Here is a 16,088-nt window from a genome sequence, read left to right as displayed (position 1 = left end):
CTGCCATGTGCGCGGTCACCGTGCGTGCGGACCCGCGAAAGTCACCGCTCCTTGACTTCGGCGGTGATCACGGTGCACGATAGTTGCGCAGTTCGGTCAACCGAGTTGCATGGATCGCGCAAGGGAGCGGGGAATGCCGAAGCTGCTCGTCCTCGGGGACGACCTGACCGGCAGCAACGCGACCGGAGCGCTGTACGCCCGCTTCGGGCTGCGCGCGGTTTCCGTCAACGCGCCGCTCGAACCGGACGCGCCCTGCTTCCGCGCGGAGAGCAGGATCGACGCCCTCGTGATGAACCTGGGTACCCGCCACGCCTCGCCACCACACGCCGCGCAGGCGGTGCGGACGGCGATCGAGCTGGCCGGGCCCGTCGAGCTGACGGTGAAGCGCGTGGACACGACCCTGCGCGGCAACGTCGGCGTCGAGACCGAGGCCGTCCTGGCCTCCGCACCGGGCGCCCGCGCCCTGGTCGTGCCCGCGTTCCCGGACGCCGTCCGCGTCACGCTCGGCGGCCTGCACCTGGTCGACGGCGTGCCACTGGCCGAAAGCCCCGCGGCGCGCGATCCGCTGGCCCCGGTGAAGTCCTCGCGGATCCGCACGCTCCTGCAGCCCACCGGCCGGGAGATCGCCGAGCTGCCGCTGGACGTCGTCGAGGAGGGCGTGGACGCGGTCGTGGCGGCGCTGCGCGGGCCGGCCGGGATCGTCGTCTGCGACGCCACGACGAACCGGCACCTCACCACCGTCGCCAAGGCCGCGGCCCTGCTGGCGGCCGAGGGCACGCGGTGGATCTCGGTCGACTCCGGCCCGTTCGGCGTCCGGCTGGCGGCCGCGCTGGGCCTCGCACCCGGCCACGGCACCGTCCCGCCGGTGCTCGCCGTGGTCGGCAGCATCACCGGGCAGACGCACGACCAGGTGCTGGAAACCGAGCTGGTGCTGGACGCGCGGTACGTCGACGTCGACCCGGAGCGGCCCGACCCGGTGACGACGGCCGCCGCGGCCGGGGAACTCCTGGAAGCCGGGCATCGTGTCGTGGGCATCCGGACCCGCGCACCCGCCCCGGGCACGCCGGTCGACCCGGCGGTCGCCGCGCGGATCCCGCCGGCGCTCGGCGAAGCGGCCCGGCTCGTGCTCGGCACGCACCGGATCGGCGGGCTCTACGCCACCGGCGGCGACATCGCCGTCGAGGTCACGAAAGCCCTTGGCGCTGAAGGTTTCGAGATCGACGCCGAGGTGCTGCCGCTGGCCGTTGCCGGGCGGCTTTCCGGCGGCCCGCACACCGGGCTGCCCTTCGCCACGAAGGGCGGGCTGATCGGCGGGCGCGACGCCGCGGTCGCCTGCCTGGAACACCTGAACCACGTGCTGGCCACCGGAAGGAAGAACCCGTGAGCGACCTCCCCATCCTCGCCGTCACCCTCGGCGACCCCGTGGGCATCGGCCCCGAGATCACCCTCAAGACGCTCGCCGAGCCCGAGTCCCTGCAGATGGCGCGCGGGGTGGCGGTCGGCGACGCGATCGTGCTGGAACGCCTGGTCCGGCACCTGGGCCTGCACCTGGAGATCAACCCGATCGCCACGGTCGCCGACGCGCGCTTCACCACCGGCGTGATCGACATCCTCAACCTCGGTGTGGTCCGGGAGGACCTGCCGTGGGGCGAGGTGAACGCGACCGCGGGCGCCGCCGCCGTGGGCGCGATCGAGGTCGCCACCCGGCTCGCGCTGGCCGGCGAGGTCGACGCGGTCGTCACCGCGCCGATCAACAAAGAGGCGATCTGGGCGGCCGGCTCGAAGCACCTCGGGCACACCGAGATGCTCGGCGAGCTCACCGGCTCGACCCGGTACAACACGATGTTCTGGGTGTCGGGCCTGAAGATCTTCTTCGCCACCCGGCATCTGTCGCTGCGCGAGGCGATCGACCAGATCACGCGGGAGAACATCGAGCACGCGATCCGCGAGGCGTACACCGCGCTCGAGGTGTTCGGCACGGAGAAACCGAGACTGGCCGTGGCGGCGCTGAACCCGCACGGCGGCGAGAACGGCAAGTTCGGCGACGAGGAGATCATCGCGATCGCCCCGGCGGTGGCCGCCGCGCGGGTCGCCGGGCTGGACGTGGTCGGCCCGATCCCCGCGGACTCCGTGTTCCACCAAGGGATCCAGGGCCGGTTCGACGGCGTGCTCTCGCTCTACCACGACCAGGGGCACATCGCGTCGAAGACGTACGACTTCGACGGCACGGTCTCGGTGACGGTCGGCCTGCCGATCCTGCGCACGTCGGTCGACCACGGCACGGCGTTCGACATCGCCGGCACTGGCCGGGCGTCGCACGGCACGATGGTCGCGGCGTTCAAGGCGGCGGCGACCCTGGCGCCGTACGCGCGGAAACTGCCCGCCATCTATCCACCGAGCCGATGACGGCGGCGGTGCAGGCGGGGGTGCCCCGCAAGCGCTGGGCGTACGTCATCCCGGTCGCGGTGGTCATGTACATGCTGGCCTACCTCGACCGCACGAACGTCGCGGTGATCCTGCCCTACATCGGCGACGACTTCCCGTTGTCCGCCAGCGCGAAGGGGCTGGCGAGCGGCATCTTCTTCATCGGCTACCTGATCCTGCAGATCCCGGCGGCCGTGCTGGCGGTGAAGTGGAGCGCCCGCAAGACGGTGCTGCTGCTGATGATCGCGTGGGCGGTCGCGGCGGTCCTGTGCGGACTGGTGCGGAACGAGACCCAGCTGCACCTGGCCCGGCTGCTCCTCGGGCTCTTCGAAGGCGGCGTCTGGCCGGCGGTGCTGATCCTGCTGGCGTCGTGGTTCCCGCAGGCGGAACGCGCCCGGGCGAACGCGCTGTGGATGACGTGCCTGCCGATCTCGGCGATCATCATGTCGCCGCTGTCCGGGCTGATGCTCGACCACATGTCGTGGCGCTGGGTGTTCGTGATCCAGGGCCTGCCGCCGCTGCTGTGGGCGGTCGTCTGGTGGTTCGCGGTGGCGGACCGGCCGGCGAAGGCCCGCTGGATCTCCGCGGAAGAACGCGAGTACCTCGAAAGCACCTTGAAGGCCGAGGAAGACGCGAAGCCGGCGTTCGCCAAGCAGGGCTACCGGCAGGCGCTGGCGAACCGGCAGGTGCTGTTGCTGATCGGCGTCTACTTCTTCTGGATCACCGGGTTCTACGGCTTCTCCTTGTGGCTGCCGTCGGTCGTGAAGACGATGACCGGCGGGTCGGCGACCGCCGTGGGGTTCCTGTCGGCCGTGCCGTACGTCCTCGCGCTGGCCGGGATGGTCGCGTGCGCGCACTGGTCGGACCGGACCGGCAACCGGCGGCTCGCCGTCGCGGTGCCGCTGGTCGTCGCCATCGCCGGGCTGCTGCTCGGCAACCTCGTGCACTGGCCCGCGGCGGTGCAGCTGGTGCTGCTCTGCGTCGTCGCGACCGGCGTCTACATGCCGTACGGGCCGTTCTGGGCCATCCCCAGCCGGCTCCTCGGCATCGAGGTCGTCGCCGTGGCGATGGGCCTGATCAACGCGCTGGGCAACCTCGGCGGGTTCGCCGGGCCCTACCTGGTCGGCTGGCTCACCGACGTCACCGGCAGCGCGACCACCGGATTCGTCGTGCTGGCCGCGTTCCTCGCCGTGGCCGCCGGGCTGGCGTTCTTCGGGCTGAAACCGGCCGTCGTGGAAGACTCGGCGCATGTCCCAGCCGCGTCCAGGAACCCGTGACCGGCGCGCGATGCTGCTCGAAGCCGTCCGCGACGGCTCGGGTGGCATCGCGGAGCTGGCCGAGGAGTTCGGCGTTTCGGAGTCGACGATCCGCCGCGACCTCGCCTCGCTCGCCGGGGCCGGGCACGTCGTCCGCACCTACGGCGGCGCGCTCGACACCGAACGCAGTCCGCACGAGAAAGACCGCGAGCACGCGGCGGCGAAAGACGCCATCGCCCGGCAAGCCGCCGCGCTGGTGCGCGACGGCGAGGTCGTGCTGCTCGACGCCGGCACGACCACCGGCAGACTGGCCCGCCACCTCGCCCACCGCGAGGGGCTGACCGTCGTCACGAACGGCGTCAACGCCATCCGCGAGCTGGCGGGCTTCGCCGGGATCGACCTGATCGTCCTCGGCGGCCGCCTGCGGCACCCGAACGAAGCGATCCTGGGCGAGAGCGTGCTGGCCCAGCTGCGGCACATCTCACCCGATCGGGTTTTCCTGGGCGCGGACGGCCTGGTGGCCGACCGGGGCTTGTGCTGCCCGTCACTGGAGCAGTCGGTGGTCAAGCACGCGATGCTGCACGCGGGCGGCGAGGCGTACGTGCTGGCCGACCACTCCAAGCTGGACCAGGCGCCTTTCTCCTACTGGGCACCGCTCGACCGTGAATACCGGCTGATCACCGACGAACCGAAGGTCGACGTCACGTATCCGCAGTTCGCCGAGAGCGTGATCCTGGCCGGGACCCCCGAACCGAAGCCGGAAACTGTCGGTGGTGCCGCGCATGATGGACGACGTGGCAGCTGACGCGCTCGACCTCTTCTCCCCCGCGACCCGGGACTGGTTCGCGGGGGCCTTCGCCGCGCCCACCGCGGCGCAGGAAGGAGCCTGGCGGGCGGCGCACGCGGGCGAGCACGCCCTCGTCGTCGCGCCGACCGGGTCCGGCAAGACGCTGTCCGCGTTCCTCTGGGCACTGGACCGGCTGTCGGTGGAGCCGCCACCCGCCGAAGCGACGAAACGCTGCCGGATCCTCTACGTCTCCCCGCTGAAGGCTCTCGCCGTCGACGTCCAGCGGAACCTGCGCGCGCCGCTCGCCGGCATCTCGCAGGCCTCCCGGCGGCTCGGGCTCCCGGTGCCCGACATCGAGGTCGGCATGCGCACGGGTGACACCACCGCGGCCGAGCGCCGCTCGTTCGGCAAGACCCCGCCGGACGTGCTGGTGACCACCCCGGAGTCGCTGTTCCTGATCCTCACGTCCTCGGCGCGGGAGTCGCTGCGCGGCGTCGAGACCGTGATCGTCGACGAGGTCCACGCGGTCGCCGGCGGCAAGCGCGGCGCGCACCTCGCGCTGTCGCTGGAGCGGCTGGACTCGCTGCTCCCGAAGCCGGCGCAGCGGATCGGCCTGTCGGCGACCGTCCGCCCGGTCGACGAGGTGAGCGCCTTCCTGGCCGGCGGCCGGCCGGTGCGGGTGGTCCAGCCGAAGCTGGCGAAGACCATCGAGGTCCGCGTCGAAGTCCCGGTGGACGACATGAGCAACCTCGACGCGCCGCGCAGCGGCCCCGCGCCGAGCCCGCTCGACGAGCTGGAGTCGCTGACCGAGGCTTTCCCGCCCGGTGACATCGCCCCCGGCGGCCTGGGCACGCTGGAGGAAATCGCCGGCAACCCGGTGCAGCGGCCGTCGATCTGGCCCGCGGTCGAGGAGCGGGTGCTGAGCCTCATCCGGTCCCACCGCTCGACCATCGTGTTCGCCAACTCGCGCCGGCTCACCGAGCGGATGACCGCCCGGCTCAACGAGCTGGCCGCCGAGCAGACCGAGCTCACCCCGGCCGACGCGTTCCCGGCCGAAGCCGTCGGGCAGTCCGGGGTGAGCACCGGCGCGCCGCCGGTGATCGCCCGGGCGCACCACGGGTCGATGTCGCGGGAGCAGCGCACCCACGTCGAGGAAGACCTCAAGTCCGGGCGGCTGCCGTGTGTGGTGGCGACGTCGTCACTGGAGCTGGGCATCGACATGGGCGCGGTCGACCTGGTGGTGCAGATCGAGGCGCCGCCGACGGTGGCGTCCGGGCTGCAGCGCGTCGGCCGGGCCGGGCACCAGGTCGGCGCGGTGTCGTCCGGCGTGATGTTCCCCAAGTTCCGCGGCGACCTCGTCTCCTGCGCGGTGGTCGCCGAACGGATGGCGAGCGGCGCGATCGAGGCGGTCCGCTACCCGCGCAACCCCCTGGACGTCCTGGCGCAGCACGTGGTCGCGATGGTGGCGCTGGAACCGTGGACCGTGACGGACCTCGCGAGCCTCGTGCGGCGGGCGGCGCCGTTCGCGTCCCTGCCGGACGACGCGCTGCACGCGGTGCTCGACATGCTCGCCGGCCGGTACCCGAGCGAGGAGTTCGGCGAGCTGCGGGCCCGGATCACCTGGGACCGCATCGCCGGCGAGCTGCGCGGGCGGCCGGGCTCGCAGCGGCTGGCCGTCACGTCCGGCGGCACCATCCCCGACCGCGGCCTGTTCACCGTGATGACGCCGGGCGGGGACGACAAGCCCGGCTCCCGCGTCGGCGAGTTCGACGAGGAGATGGTGTACGAGTCGCGCGTCGGCGACACCATCCTGCTCGGCACGTCCTCGTGGCGGATCACCGACATCACGCACGACCGGGTCATCGTGGTTCCCGCGCCAGGCGAACCGGCGCGGATGCCGTTCTGGAAGGGCGACGCGCCGGGCCGTCCGCTGGAACTCGGCCGGGCACTGGGGAAGTTCGTCCGCGAACTGTCCACATCGGACGACGAGAAGGCGCGGGCACGGGCCACCGCGGCGGGCCTGGACGAGCGGGCGTGCGACAACCTGCTGGCCTACCTGAACGAACAGAAGTCCGCCACCCGGCACGTGCCGAACGACCGGACGATCCTGCTGGAGCGCTACCGCGACGAGCTGGGCGACTGGCGGATCATCGTGCACTCCCCGTTCGGCGCGCAGGTGAACGCGCCGTGGGCGCTCGCCATCGCCGCGCGGCTGCGCGAAAACCGCGGGGTCGACGCGCAGGTCGCGCACTCCGACGACGGCATCGTGCTGCGCCTTCCGGACGCCCTCGACGCCGAGGGCGCCGACGTCACGATCGGCGCGGACGACATCCTGCTCGATCCCGAGGAGGTCGAGCAGCTGATCGTCGCGGAAGTCGGCGGCTCGGCGGTGTTCGCGGCGCGGTTCCGGGAGTGCGCGGCGCGGTCGCTGCTGCTGCCGCGCCGGGACCCGCGGCGCCGCACCCCGCTGTGGCAGCAACGGCAACGCGCGTCGCAGCTGCTGTCGGTCGCGTCGAAGTACGAACGGTTCCCCGTCGTGCTGGAGGCGATGCGGGAGGTCCTGCAGGACGTCTACGACGTGAGCGGGCTGCGCGAGCTGATGGCCGACGTCCGGGCCCGCAAGGTCCGGCTGGTGGAAGTCGAAACCCCGGCGGCGTCGCCGTTCGCGCGCAGCCTGCTCTTCGGCTACGTCGGGATGTTCCTGTACGAGACCGACGCGCCGCTGGCCGAGCGGCGGGCGGCGGCACTGTCCCTTGACTCGGGGCTGCTGGCCGAGCTCCTGGGCACCGAAGCGATCCGGGAGCTGCTCGATCCCGAAGCCTTGGCCGAGGTCGAGCGGTCGTTGCAGCGCCTCGAACCCGACCGGCACGCGCGCTCCGCCGAGGACGCCGCCGACCTGCTGCGGTTCCTCGGCGACATGACCGTCGAAGAAGCGGCGGAGCGCGGGATCCAGCCGGAGTGGCTCACCGAGCTGGAATCGGCGCGGCGCGCGATCCGGGTGCGGATCGGCGGCGAGGAACGGTTCCTGGCGATCGAGGACGCCGGCAAGGTGCGGGACGCGCTGGGCACCGCGCTACCGGTGGGGGTGCCCGAGGCGTTCACCGAACCGGTCGCGGACCCGCTTGGCGACCTGCTGTTCCGCTACGCCCGGAGCCGGGGGCCGTTCGCCGCGGCGAACGCGGCCGCCCGGTTCGGCCTCGGCACGGCGGTCGTCACCGGGGTCCTCGACCGGATGACCGGGGAAGGCCGCCTGGTCCGGGGTGAACTGAGCCCGGTGGGGCATCCGGACACCCACGGCGCCGGGATCGAGTACTGCGATTCCGCGGTGCTGCGGCGGCTGCGGCGGGCGTCGCTGGCGAAGCTGCGGGCCGAGGTGGAGCCGGTCGAACCAGCGGCACTGGGCCGGTTCCTGCCGTCGTGGCACGGGTTCGGCGGCCGCGTCCGGGCGGCGCCGACGGCGGACGACGTGCTGTCGGTGGTCGAGCAGCTCGCCGGGGCACCGTTGCCGGCGAGCGCGGTGGAGTCGCTGATCCTGCCCGGGCGGCTGCCGGGCTACTCCCCAGCGTTGCTGGACGAGCTGACGACCGCGGGCGAGGTCACGTGGGCGGGCTGCGGCGCGCTGTCCGGCGGAGACGGCTGGATCGCGCTCGCCCCCACCGACGTCGCCGACCTGCTGCTGCCGGAAGTCGTCGAGGACATCCCGACCGGCCCGCTGCACGACGCCCTCGTGTCCACTTTGGAGGGTGGCGCGCTGTTCTTCCGCCAGCTGGTGGACCGCGCGACCGTGCTGGTGGACAAGGCACCGAACGACGCCGAAGCCGTGGCCGCGCTGTGGGACCTGGTGTGGGCCGGGCTGGTCACGGGCGACACGCTGGGGCCGTTGCGGGCCCAGGTGGCCGGGCACGGCGCACACAAACCCCGGCGGCAGGCACCCCGCGGCCGGTACGCGCGGCTGCGGGCCGGGCGGCCGCAGATGCCGTCGCGGTCGGGGCCCCCGACGGTCGCCGGGCGCTGGGCGCTGACGCCGGCCCGCGAAACCGACGCGACCCGGCGCGCCCACGCGCGGACGGAGGCGTTCCTGGAGCGCCACGGCGTCCTGACCCGCGGCGCGCTGGACACCGAACGCGTCACCGGCGGGTTCTCGGGGATCTACAAGGTGCTTCGCGGCATGGAGGACACCGGCCAGGTGATCCGCGGCTACGTCGTCGAAGGACTGGGGGCGGCCCAGTTCGCGGCGAAGGGCGCGGTGGACCGGCTGCGCGCGCTGTCGGGCCCGGGCCGCCCGGCGCCCGGCCGCGCGGTGGTGCTGGCGGCGGCGGACCCGGCCCAGCCGTACGGCGCGGCCCTGCCCTGGCCGGCCGCGACGGGCGACACGAAGCACCGTCCGGCCCGCAAGGCCGGTGCGCTGGCAGTGCTGGTGGACGGGGTTCCGGCGCTGTACGTCGAGCGAGGAGGCAGGTCACTGCTGAGCTTCACCGAGGATCGGCAACACTTGGCGGACGCGGCGCAGGCGCTGTCGGCCGCGGTCCGCGAGGGCTGGCTGGGCCAGCTGGCGGTCCAGCGCGCGGACGGCGAGCAGGCGTTGACGTCGGAGCTGGCGGAGGTCCTGCGGGAGGCGGGTTTCCGGGCCACGCCCTCGGGTCTGCGCCTCCGGGCCTAAGCTGCCAGTCCGACACCGCACGAAGGATGTTCTGCTCATGGCCATGCGCGAGCTGCGCTATTTCGGGGACCCGATCCTCAAGTCCGTCTGCGATCCGGTCACCGTGTTCGACGAGAAGCTCGAGGCGCTCGTGCGGGACCTGGTCGACTCGGTGAAGCCGGCGGGGCGCGCCGGGCTGGCCGCACCGCAGATCGGGGTCGGGCTGCGCATCTTCAGCTACGACGTCGCCGGGCTCGCCGGGTACGTCGTCAACCCGGAGATCGTCGACCTGTCCGAGGAGACGCACGAGATCCACGAGGGCTGCCTGTCGGTGCCGGAGCTGTGGTTCCCCACGAAGCGGGCGATGCACGCGAAGGTCCGCGGCGTCGACATCCACAACGAGCCGATCGAGGTCGAGGGTGAGGACGTGCTGGCCCAGTGCCTCCAGCACGAAACCGACCACCTCGACGGAGTGCTGTACCTGGATCGCCTCACGCCCGAGCGCAAGAAGACGGCGCTGCGCGAAGCGCGCGACAAGGACTGGTTCTGGAAGCGCTGACCAGCGAAGACAGGCAATGAGGGCCGCACCGGGCACCGCCGCCTGAGCCGACCTCACGCGGCCGGCTGCAAGCTGTCACCGCCTCCGACGGCATCGGGTACGCGGGCAGCACCAGCCGCACCGAGCATCACCGCCGCAGCCGAACCGGCTCGTGCGGGCCGTAGCAGCCGGCCACCGCCCGAGCAGTCGTCCCGCTCAGGCCGGCAGGAACATCCGCAGCTGGGTGCCGTCCTCGGTGGGGTGTTCCGTGCGCAGGCCCGCTCGGGCCGCCGTGCGAGCCAGCACCTCGTCGCCGGGGAGGCAGTCGGCCCGCAGCTCCGCGATGCCCGCGGCCTCCGCGAGCACCGCCACTCTGCTCAGCAGGGCCGTGCCAATGCCCTGGCGCTGCCAGTCGTCCTCCACCAGCAGGGAGATCTCGGCGCCGCCAGCCGCGGAGGGGATCAGCTGGGCCAGGCCGATCACCTCGCGGCCGAAGACTGCGAGCACGCTCGTGCCGCGGGGTGGCACCAGCAACCGGTGCAGCCAGCGACGCGGGACCGTCCGGACTCCCGTGTGGTAGCGCCGGAAGAGCGTCGCCGTCGAGCAGCGGCGATGCAGTCCGGACACCGCTTCCGCGTCGGCGGGGATGCCCTTGCGCAGGACGATCGCCGCACCGTCCGGGCGGTTCAGCACCACCGGGCCCGAGGCGTTCCGGGCCGCCGCGGTCAGCAACGTCACCAGCGCTTCGGCGCGGGTGAGCTCCAGCTGCACGAACGGCGCCCACCGGCGCCGCGCCACCAGCGCCTCGCCACCGCCCAGCCCGAACACCGCCCGGTGCCCGCTCTCGGTGCGGGCCGGGTTCGCCTCGGCCGCCGGGACGCGCGTGACCACGTCCGCGGCCAGCACGCCCTTCAGCACCTCGGCGAGGCGGGCCGGGTCGTCGATCGCCCGGCGGGCGGCGAGCATCGTCGACGACGACGGGTCGACCAGCTCGTGGACGTCCGCGTCGATGATCGCCGTGCATTCGCACCCCTCGGCACGGATGGCGTCGGCCAGGTGCCGCCGGGGCAGGCCGGTCGCCGGGCGCAGGACGATCTCGTCGAGCACACCGCCGGGCACGGGCAGCACGGTCAACCCGAGGATGTTGCACTCGAGGTCGGCGAGCCGGATCGCGATGCGGGCCAGGGTGCCGGGGTGGTCGTGCATCCGGATCCGCACCCGCCACGCGGACGGCGCGTCCGCCACCTCGGCAGCAACCGCCGGGCCGTGCTGGGGCAACGCTCGGGAGGTCTCCATGCCCCCACGGTCCCCCGCGCTTGTTGCCGTCCCAGTACGCGGGTGTTTCGCGCAGATCAGCGTTCCCCGCCGCTCGGCAACCCGGCCGAAACAGCACGTGCCGGCCGGGTTCGGCAGGTCAGCGCGGGGTCAGTACGCAGAACTCGTTGCCTTCCGGGTCCATCAGCACGCGCCACGGCAGGTCCGGCCCGCCGAGGTCCGCGGGCGCCGCACCCGCCGCCACGACCTCCGACACCGCCTCCGCGTGATCGGCACCCGACGGCGGCGCGACGTCGAGGTGGACCCGGTTCTTGACCCGCTTCACGTCGTCGTTGCGGAGGAACTCCAGCCACGGACCGCGGCCCGACGGCGCGCGCAGCCCCACCAGGACGTCGTCCTCGCGGGCGCCGACCGGCCGGCCCGTGACCCGCGCCCAGAAGTCCGCCATGCGCTCCGGGTCGTGGGCGTCGACCACGATCGAGGCCACCGCGCCCGCCGACGCGTACCGGTCGCGGGGCTCGAGGACGCAGAACTCGTTGCCCTCCGGGTCCGCCAGCACGACCCACGGCACCGCGCCCTGCCCGAGGTCGACCCGGCGCCCGCCGAGCTCCACGGCGCGCGACACCAGCTCCGCCTGGTGCGAGAGCGTCTCGCTCGCCAGGTCCAGGTGGATCCGGTTCTTGATCTCCTTGGGCTCGGGCACCGGCACGAAGACGAGGTCCAGGTCCCAGCCGTCGGTGTCCGGGGCGCGCACGTCGACCTCGTCCGGCTCGTCGATCGCGACGCGCCAGCCGAGCAGCGCGGCCCAGAAGTCCGCCAGGACCCTCGGCCGCGCCGCGTCGATCACCAGGTTCACCAGGCGCGTGTCCATGCGCCGCAGGCTAACCGCCACCTCCGACAGTTCCGGTTCGGCTTCCCCACCGGCCGGGTCATCGGGTCGCGAGCCGCAGCAACGCCCAGAGCTGGGCCGCCTGGTCGTGCACTCCCCGCACGGTCACCGAGGTCAGGGACGCCCGGCCCCACAACCACAGGTAGATCCGCCCGGGTTCGGCGGCCGTGACGACGTCGTCCGCGGCCTCGGCCTCCTCGGCCGAACAGCGCCAGGCCTCCGTCCTCTCGGGTCCGGCCCGCGCGATCCAGCTGTGCGCGCCGGCGCGCACGCCGACCGAGCCCGCCTTCGTGCCGGTCAGCCCCAGCATCGGCAGCTTCTGCCCGAACCAGAGGGTCAGGGCCTCGTCGATGCCGTCGACCGCCAGGTCCTCGGCGACGCCGCGCGGCTCCGCGCCCGCCGCCTGCTCGACGTCGACGCGGTGGACCAGCGTCTCGTGCAGCATCCGCCGCCGCCAGAACCCGTAGGTCGGGTCCGCCGGCCACCACGTGTCGGCGAGCTCCTCCGAGTCGTGCGCGGCGAGCTCGTCGAGCAGCTCGGCCAGGCCGGTCTCCAGGTACGCCGCCAGGCTCTGGCCCGGCTCGGGGTCGCGCTGCCAGTCTTCGGGGTTGCGGCCTTCGGCCAGCCGGCGCCGGACCATCCGGTAGAGGCTCCCGACGTGCCGGGCCACCTCGCCGAGCGACCAGCCCGGGCAGGCGGGCACCGGCGCTTCGACGGGCGCCGCGTGGACGGCCTCGGCCAGCACCCGGCCTTCGATTCCCAACGCCGTGAGCAGCCGCCCCGGGTCGACCGGGCCGTGCTCACGCGACATGGGCTTCCCCGGTGATCGGGAGGCCGTGCACCAGGCGGCGGACCAGCTCGAGGAAGGGAGTGGCGGCACGCACCAGCTCGGCGGCCGACTCCGCGGTGACCTTCCCGGTGATCCCGGCCTGCGCGGCGGCGCGCGCGGCCGAGTTGCTCGCGAAGAAGGCAGACCACTCCCGCAGTTCGGGGGCGACGGAGTCGAGCAGCACCCAGGTGCTGGCCGGCCGCGCGCGGCCCCGGTGCGGCCGCCCCCGGGCGGCGAGCACGGCGGCGGCGCCCCGCAGCGCCGCGAGGTAGGCGCCGATGAACCGCTCGGCGGGAGCGGTCTCCCGCTCGGCATCGGCGAGCCCCCGCCGAGCTTGGGCAAGCAGCCCGGCGGCGGCAGGAAGCGCGGGCGGACGCAGCGCCATGGGCAGCTCGGACTGGCTGCGCTCGACATCGGCGGCCGGCGGACGCAGCCGGGACTGCTCGAGCTCCGCATCAGCCGCGGCCGGCGGGCGCAGCGCGACCGGCAACTGGGCCTGTTCGAGCTCCGCACCAGCGGCCGGCGACATCGGCAGCTGGGCCCGTTCGAAGTCCGCACCATCCGCCGCGGGCGGGCGCGGCGGGGCCGGTGGCTCAGCGTCCGGTGCCGACGAGCGCAGCACGAGCTGTCCCTCCGAGCCGGCCGCCGGTCGGGTCGACGGGTGCCGCCGGGGTCGTCCGTGGTGGGTGCCGGCCGCCGCCGGGGTGACCGGCGGGCGCAGCGACATGGGCAGCTGCGGCTGCCCGGAATCCGTGGGGGACACGACCTTGACGGACATGACGACCCTCCTCCTGCGCGGGTGAGCCCGATCGAGCACCCGGCGCCGAGACGCTTCCCCCGCCCCGCCGCCGGGCACCTGACCGGTGCGCGCTCACCAATGTCGAACGTCTGTTCGAACAATTTCCAGAGTAACCCCGACCCGGTGTCCGCTCAACCCCACGGGTGGAATCCCCGGACGTGGTGCGGGACACCAGGTCGATGGCGTGATCTCATAGGTTCATGAGTTCGCTGGACCACCCCGCCGTCGCCAAGGTGGCGGCCGCGCTGGCCGAAGCCGGGCAGCACGCCGCCGCCGAGGGCATCCGCGTGCTGCCCGCCGAGGTCCGGACCGCCGCTCAGGCGGCCGAAGCGCTCGGCGTGCCCGTGGGGGCCATCGCCAACAGCCTCATCTTCCGCCTGGGGTCCGACAAAAAAGCGCTCCTCGCGCTCACGTCGGGCGCTCACCGCGCGGATCCGGCGACCCTCGAGCGGCTGGCCGGGGCCGAAATCGGCAAGGCCGACGCCGACTTCGTGCGGGCGCACACCGGGCAGCCGATCGGTGGCGTCGCCCCGGTCGGGCACCCCGAGCCGCTGCCGACGCTCGTCGACGCCGCGCTGCGCGCCCACGACGTCGTGTGGGCCGCGGCCGGGCACCCGAAGACGGTGTTCCCGACGACCTTCGCCGGGCTGGTGGCGTTGACCGGGGGCACCCCGGGCGCGCTCGCCGGCGCGGAGGAGAATGGCCAGCCGTGACCGCGATGCCCGCCGGCTGCTCCCGCTACGTCCAGCTCTCCTCGGACGAGTTCCGCGCCCGCCTGCCCGAGGCACTGGACATCTACGTCCGCGCGATGCGGTACCCGACCGGCACCGCCGAGCAGCGCGCGCCGATGTGGCTCACCCACGCGCTGCGTGAGGGCTGGCGCTGCATGGCCGCGCTCGACGCCGACGACGTCCTGCTCGGGCTCGCCTACGGTTACCGCGGCCGGGCCGGGCAGTGGTGGCACGAGCAGGTGCGTCACGGCCTGAGCCGCCGGTTCGGGCCGGAAGAGGCCGAGCGCTGGCTGTCGGACTACTTCGAGCTGACCGAGATCCACGTCCGGCCGGAGAACCAGGGGCACCAGATCGGCGAGGACCTGCTGCGGGCCCTGCTGGACGGCGTGCCGAGCGCGAACGTCCTGCTGTCGACGCCGGAGGGCACCAGCCGGGCGTGGAAGCTCTACCGCCGGACCGGGTTCGTCGACGTCCTGCGCGACTACCACTTCGCCGGCGACCCGCGGCCGTTCGCGATCCTCGGGCGGGCGCTGCCCCTCGACCGGCGCTGAGCCGAGGGGCAGCGTCGGTCAGCGCGGTTCGGGGCGCCAGTACCCGACCGCCAGGGCCACGACCAGGACAGCGGCGCCGCACCAGGCTGTGCCGCCGAGCCGTTCCCCGAAGAGCGCGGCGGACAGGACCGCGGCCGTCAGCGGCTCGAGCACCGCCGACAGCGCACCCAGGACGGGGTGCGCCGTCGCCAGGCCGCGCAGGTAGGCGGCGTAGGCGAGCGCGGTCGGCACCGCGCCGAGGTAGCAGACCGTCGCGAGGACGTCCGCGTGCAGCGGCAGCGCCATGCCCGTCCAGCTCGCCACGGGGGTGAGCAGGAGGCCGCCGGTCAGGCAGCCGAACGCCGTCGTGGCCAGCGGGTCCAGGCCGTCGACCGGTTTCGCGGTGAGCAGCGTCAGGGTCGCGAAGCCCGCCGCGGCGAGAAGCGCGAAGCCGAGGCCTCCGAGGAGGTGGGCGGGTTCGTCCGGTGACCAGCGCAGCAGCACCAGGCCGGCGAGGGTGCCGGCGAGGGAGACCACCGTCCAGCGGTGGGGCCTGCGCACCGAGGCGAGCGTGACGACGACGGGCGCCGCGCCGATGGTGGTCATCGTGGCGATGCTGACCGAGCTGAGCGCGACGGCGGCGAAGTAGCTCGCCTGGAAGAGGGCGAACAACGCACCGACGGCGAGGAGCCGCTTCGCTGCTTCGGCCGTGCGCGGGAAGGTGCCGCCTTTCAGGAGGACGAAGAGGGTCGCGACGCCGCCGCCGACGAGCAGCCGGTACGCGGCGACGGCGAGCGGGTGGAGGCCGGCGAGCTGGCCGAGCAGCGAGCCGGCGAGGCCGCCGGTGCCCCAGAGGACACCGGCGAGGACGAGCGCGGCCGAGGACCGGGCGCGCGTGGACAGGGTTGTCAAAGGAACGCTCCTGCGTCGAAGGAATCGGGAATCGACGACGCGGGGCGGCGCAAGAAGAATCAGCCGCGGGCATCGGAGGCCACGCGGCTGGGAACCACCCCGCTCAGACGCGGGGCGGCGGGGTGACGAAGAGAATTCGCTGCACGAGGGGAACCTAGCGGTGCGGCCTCAGCCGCGCGACGGGTTTTCCACAGGGTGGCGGCATTGTGGACAGTCGGGCCCGGGGGCGGCGTTCCGGGAGGTTTTGTCGGGTACGGCCGATAAACTGGACGTGGGACGCCCCCTTGGGAGGGCGGGTCTGGCGAAGCCGGGTCTGCGTGGCCGGCTTGAGGGGCCGGCGATGGTCGGGTGTGCCGGTCAGACGCGGCGCGATCGCGCGGTTGTGGTGTCGTGGGTCTGCCTGGACCTGGTCGTCGGCGACGGCGGGGTGTTCATCGCGGGCCCGGACACGGCGGCGTGGTCGTCGGTGACCCGGCCGC

General features: G+C 73.7%; 13 protein-coding genes. 8 read left to right on the top strand and 5 right to left on the bottom strand.

All coding sequences use genetic code 11. The features are described from left to right. The first annotated feature begins 133 nt into the window (after positions 1 to 133). The 6 genes from AB0C38_RS34475 to def are packed head-to-tail and all read left to right on the top strand — an operon-like array spanning position 134 to position 9,665. Positions 134 to 1,384: a four-carbon acid sugar kinase family protein gene (locus tag AB0C38_RS34475; RefSeq protein ID WP_360681619.1), complete on the top strand. Its 1,251-nt coding sequence runs from the start codon at positions 134 to 136 to the stop codon at positions 1,382 to 1,384. Continuing rightward, positions 1,381 to 2,406 (top strand): 4-hydroxythreonine-4-phosphate dehydrogenase PdxA, encoded by a 1,026-nt coding sequence (gene pdxA, locus AB0C38_RS34470; RefSeq protein ID WP_360681617.1) that lies wholly within the window; start codon positions 1,381 to 1,383, stop codon positions 2,404 to 2,406. Before AB0C38_RS34475 ends, pdxA begins: the two co-directional genes overlap by 4 nt. Next, on the top strand, positions 2,403 to 3,701 hold the full coding sequence (locus tag AB0C38_RS34465) for an MFS transporter (RefSeq protein WP_360681615.1): 1,299 nt from the start codon (positions 2,403 to 2,405) through the stop codon (positions 3,699 to 3,701). Before pdxA ends, AB0C38_RS34465 begins: the two co-directional genes overlap by 4 nt. Then, positions 3,673 to 4,485 (top strand): DeoR/GlpR family DNA-binding transcription regulator, encoded by an 813-nt coding sequence (locus AB0C38_RS34460; protein ID WP_360681613.1) that lies wholly within the window; start codon positions 3,673 to 3,675, stop codon positions 4,483 to 4,485. The genes AB0C38_RS34465 and AB0C38_RS34460 overlap by 29 nt, the downstream gene beginning before the upstream one ends. Beyond that, complete coding sequence (locus AB0C38_RS34455; RefSeq protein WP_360681612.1) at positions 4,463 to 9,127, top strand: DEAD/DEAH box helicase; 4,665 nt, start codon at positions 4,463 to 4,465, stop codon at positions 9,125 to 9,127. The genes AB0C38_RS34460 and AB0C38_RS34455 overlap by 23 nt, the downstream gene beginning before the upstream one ends. 37 nt (positions 9,128 to 9,164) lie before the next feature. Continuing rightward, positions 9,165 to 9,665: a peptide deformylase gene (gene def / locus AB0C38_RS34450; protein WP_360681610.1), complete on the top strand. Its 501-nt coding sequence runs from the start codon at positions 9,165 to 9,167 to the stop codon at positions 9,663 to 9,665. Between the two features lie 195 nt (positions 9,666 to 9,860). On the opposite strand, the gene AB0C38_RS34445 is transcribed toward def, so the two are convergent. The 4 genes from AB0C38_RS34445 to AB0C38_RS34430 form a co-directional block, all read right to left on the bottom strand. After that, a complete protein-coding gene (locus AB0C38_RS34445; RefSeq protein WP_360681824.1) occupies positions 9,861 to 10,850 on the bottom strand; it encodes a GNAT family N-acetyltransferase in 990 nt (329 codons plus the stop codon). 208 nt (positions 10,851 to 11,058) lie between these two features. Next, positions 11,059 to 11,790: a VOC family protein gene (locus AB0C38_RS34440; protein ID WP_360681608.1), complete on the bottom strand. Its 732-nt coding sequence runs from the start codon at positions 11,788 to 11,790 to the stop codon at positions 11,059 to 11,061. 58 nt (positions 11,791 to 11,848) lie between these two features. Beyond that, on the bottom strand, positions 11,849 to 12,619 hold the full coding sequence (locus AB0C38_RS34435) for a maleylpyruvate isomerase family mycothiol-dependent enzyme (RefSeq protein WP_360681606.1): 771 nt from the start codon (positions 12,617 to 12,619) through the stop codon (positions 11,849 to 11,851). Further along, the gene (locus AB0C38_RS34430) at positions 12,609 to 13,022 is read right to left on the bottom strand and encodes an SAV_6107 family HEPN domain-containing protein (protein ID WP_360681822.1); all 414 of its coding nucleotides are present in this window, start codon (positions 13,020 to 13,022) and stop codon (positions 12,609 to 12,611) included. The genes AB0C38_RS34435 and AB0C38_RS34430 overlap by 11 nt, the downstream gene beginning before the upstream one ends. A gap of 614 nt (positions 13,023 to 13,636) precedes the next feature. On the opposite strand from AB0C38_RS34430, the gene AB0C38_RS34425 reads away from it, so the two are divergent. Next, complete coding sequence (locus tag AB0C38_RS34425; protein ID WP_360681604.1) at positions 13,637 to 14,149, top strand: YbaK/EbsC family protein; 513 nt, start codon at positions 13,637 to 13,639, stop codon at positions 14,147 to 14,149. Beyond that, positions 14,146 to 14,718 (top strand): GNAT family N-acetyltransferase, encoded by a 573-nt coding sequence (locus tag AB0C38_RS34420; RefSeq protein WP_360681603.1) that lies wholly within the window; start codon positions 14,146 to 14,148, stop codon positions 14,716 to 14,718. The genes AB0C38_RS34425 and AB0C38_RS34420 overlap by 4 nt, the downstream gene beginning before the upstream one ends. Before the next feature lie 18 nt (positions 14,719 to 14,736). Here the strand turns inward: AB0C38_RS34420 and AB0C38_RS34415 are convergent, their stop codons facing one another. Next, complete coding sequence (locus AB0C38_RS34415; protein WP_360681601.1) at positions 14,737 to 15,609, bottom strand: EamA family transporter; 873 nt, start codon at positions 15,607 to 15,609, stop codon at positions 14,737 to 14,739. Between the last annotated feature and the right edge of the window lie 479 nt (positions 15,610 to 16,088).

Origin of the sequence: Amycolatopsis sp. NPDC048633, assembly GCF_040650695.1 — a bacterium.
Classification (GTDB): domain Bacteria; phylum Actinomycetota; class Actinomycetes; order Mycobacteriales; family Pseudonocardiaceae; genus Amycolatopsis.
The sequence above is the reverse complement of the archived record's forward strand: the minus strand, read 5'-3'. Positions and strand labels throughout refer to the sequence as shown.

Excerpts from the sequence above, each read along its gene's own strand:
- AB0C38_RS34445 (WP_360681824.1), bottom strand. The coding sequence starts at position 10,850 with ATGCACGACCACCCCGGCACCCTGGCCCGCATCGCGATCCGGCTCGCC.
- AB0C38_RS34455 (WP_360681612.1), top strand. The coding sequence starts at position 4,463 with ATGATGGACGACGTGGCAGCTGACGCGCTCGACCTCTTCTCCCCCGCG.
- AB0C38_RS34460 (WP_360681613.1), top strand. The coding sequence starts at position 3,673 with ATGTCCCAGCCGCGTCCAGGAACCCGTGACCGGCGCGCGATGCTGCTC.
- AB0C38_RS34435 (WP_360681606.1), bottom strand. The coding sequence starts at position 12,619 with ATGTCGCGTGAGCACGGCCCGGTCGACCCGGGGCGGCTGCTCACGGCG.
- AB0C38_RS34440 (WP_360681608.1), bottom strand. The coding sequence starts at position 11,790 with ATGGACACGCGCCTGGTGAACCTGGTGATCGACGCGGCGCGGCCGAGG.
- AB0C38_RS34465 (WP_360681615.1), top strand. The coding sequence starts at position 2,403 with ATGACGGCGGCGGTGCAGGCGGGGGTGCCCCGCAAGCGCTGGGCGTAC.
- AB0C38_RS34475 (WP_360681619.1), top strand. The coding sequence starts at position 134 with ATGCCGAAGCTGCTCGTCCTCGGGGACGACCTGACCGGCAGCAACGCG.
- AB0C38_RS34425 (WP_360681604.1), top strand. The coding sequence starts at position 13,637 with ATGAGTTCGCTGGACCACCCCGCCGTCGCCAAGGTGGCGGCCGCGCTG.
- def (WP_360681610.1), top strand. The coding sequence starts at position 9,165 with ATGGCCATGCGCGAGCTGCGCTATTTCGGGGACCCGATCCTCAAGTCC.
- AB0C38_RS34430 (WP_360681822.1), bottom strand. The coding sequence starts at position 13,022 with ATGGCGCTGCGTCCGCCCGCGCTTCCTGCCGCCGCCGGGCTGCTTGCC.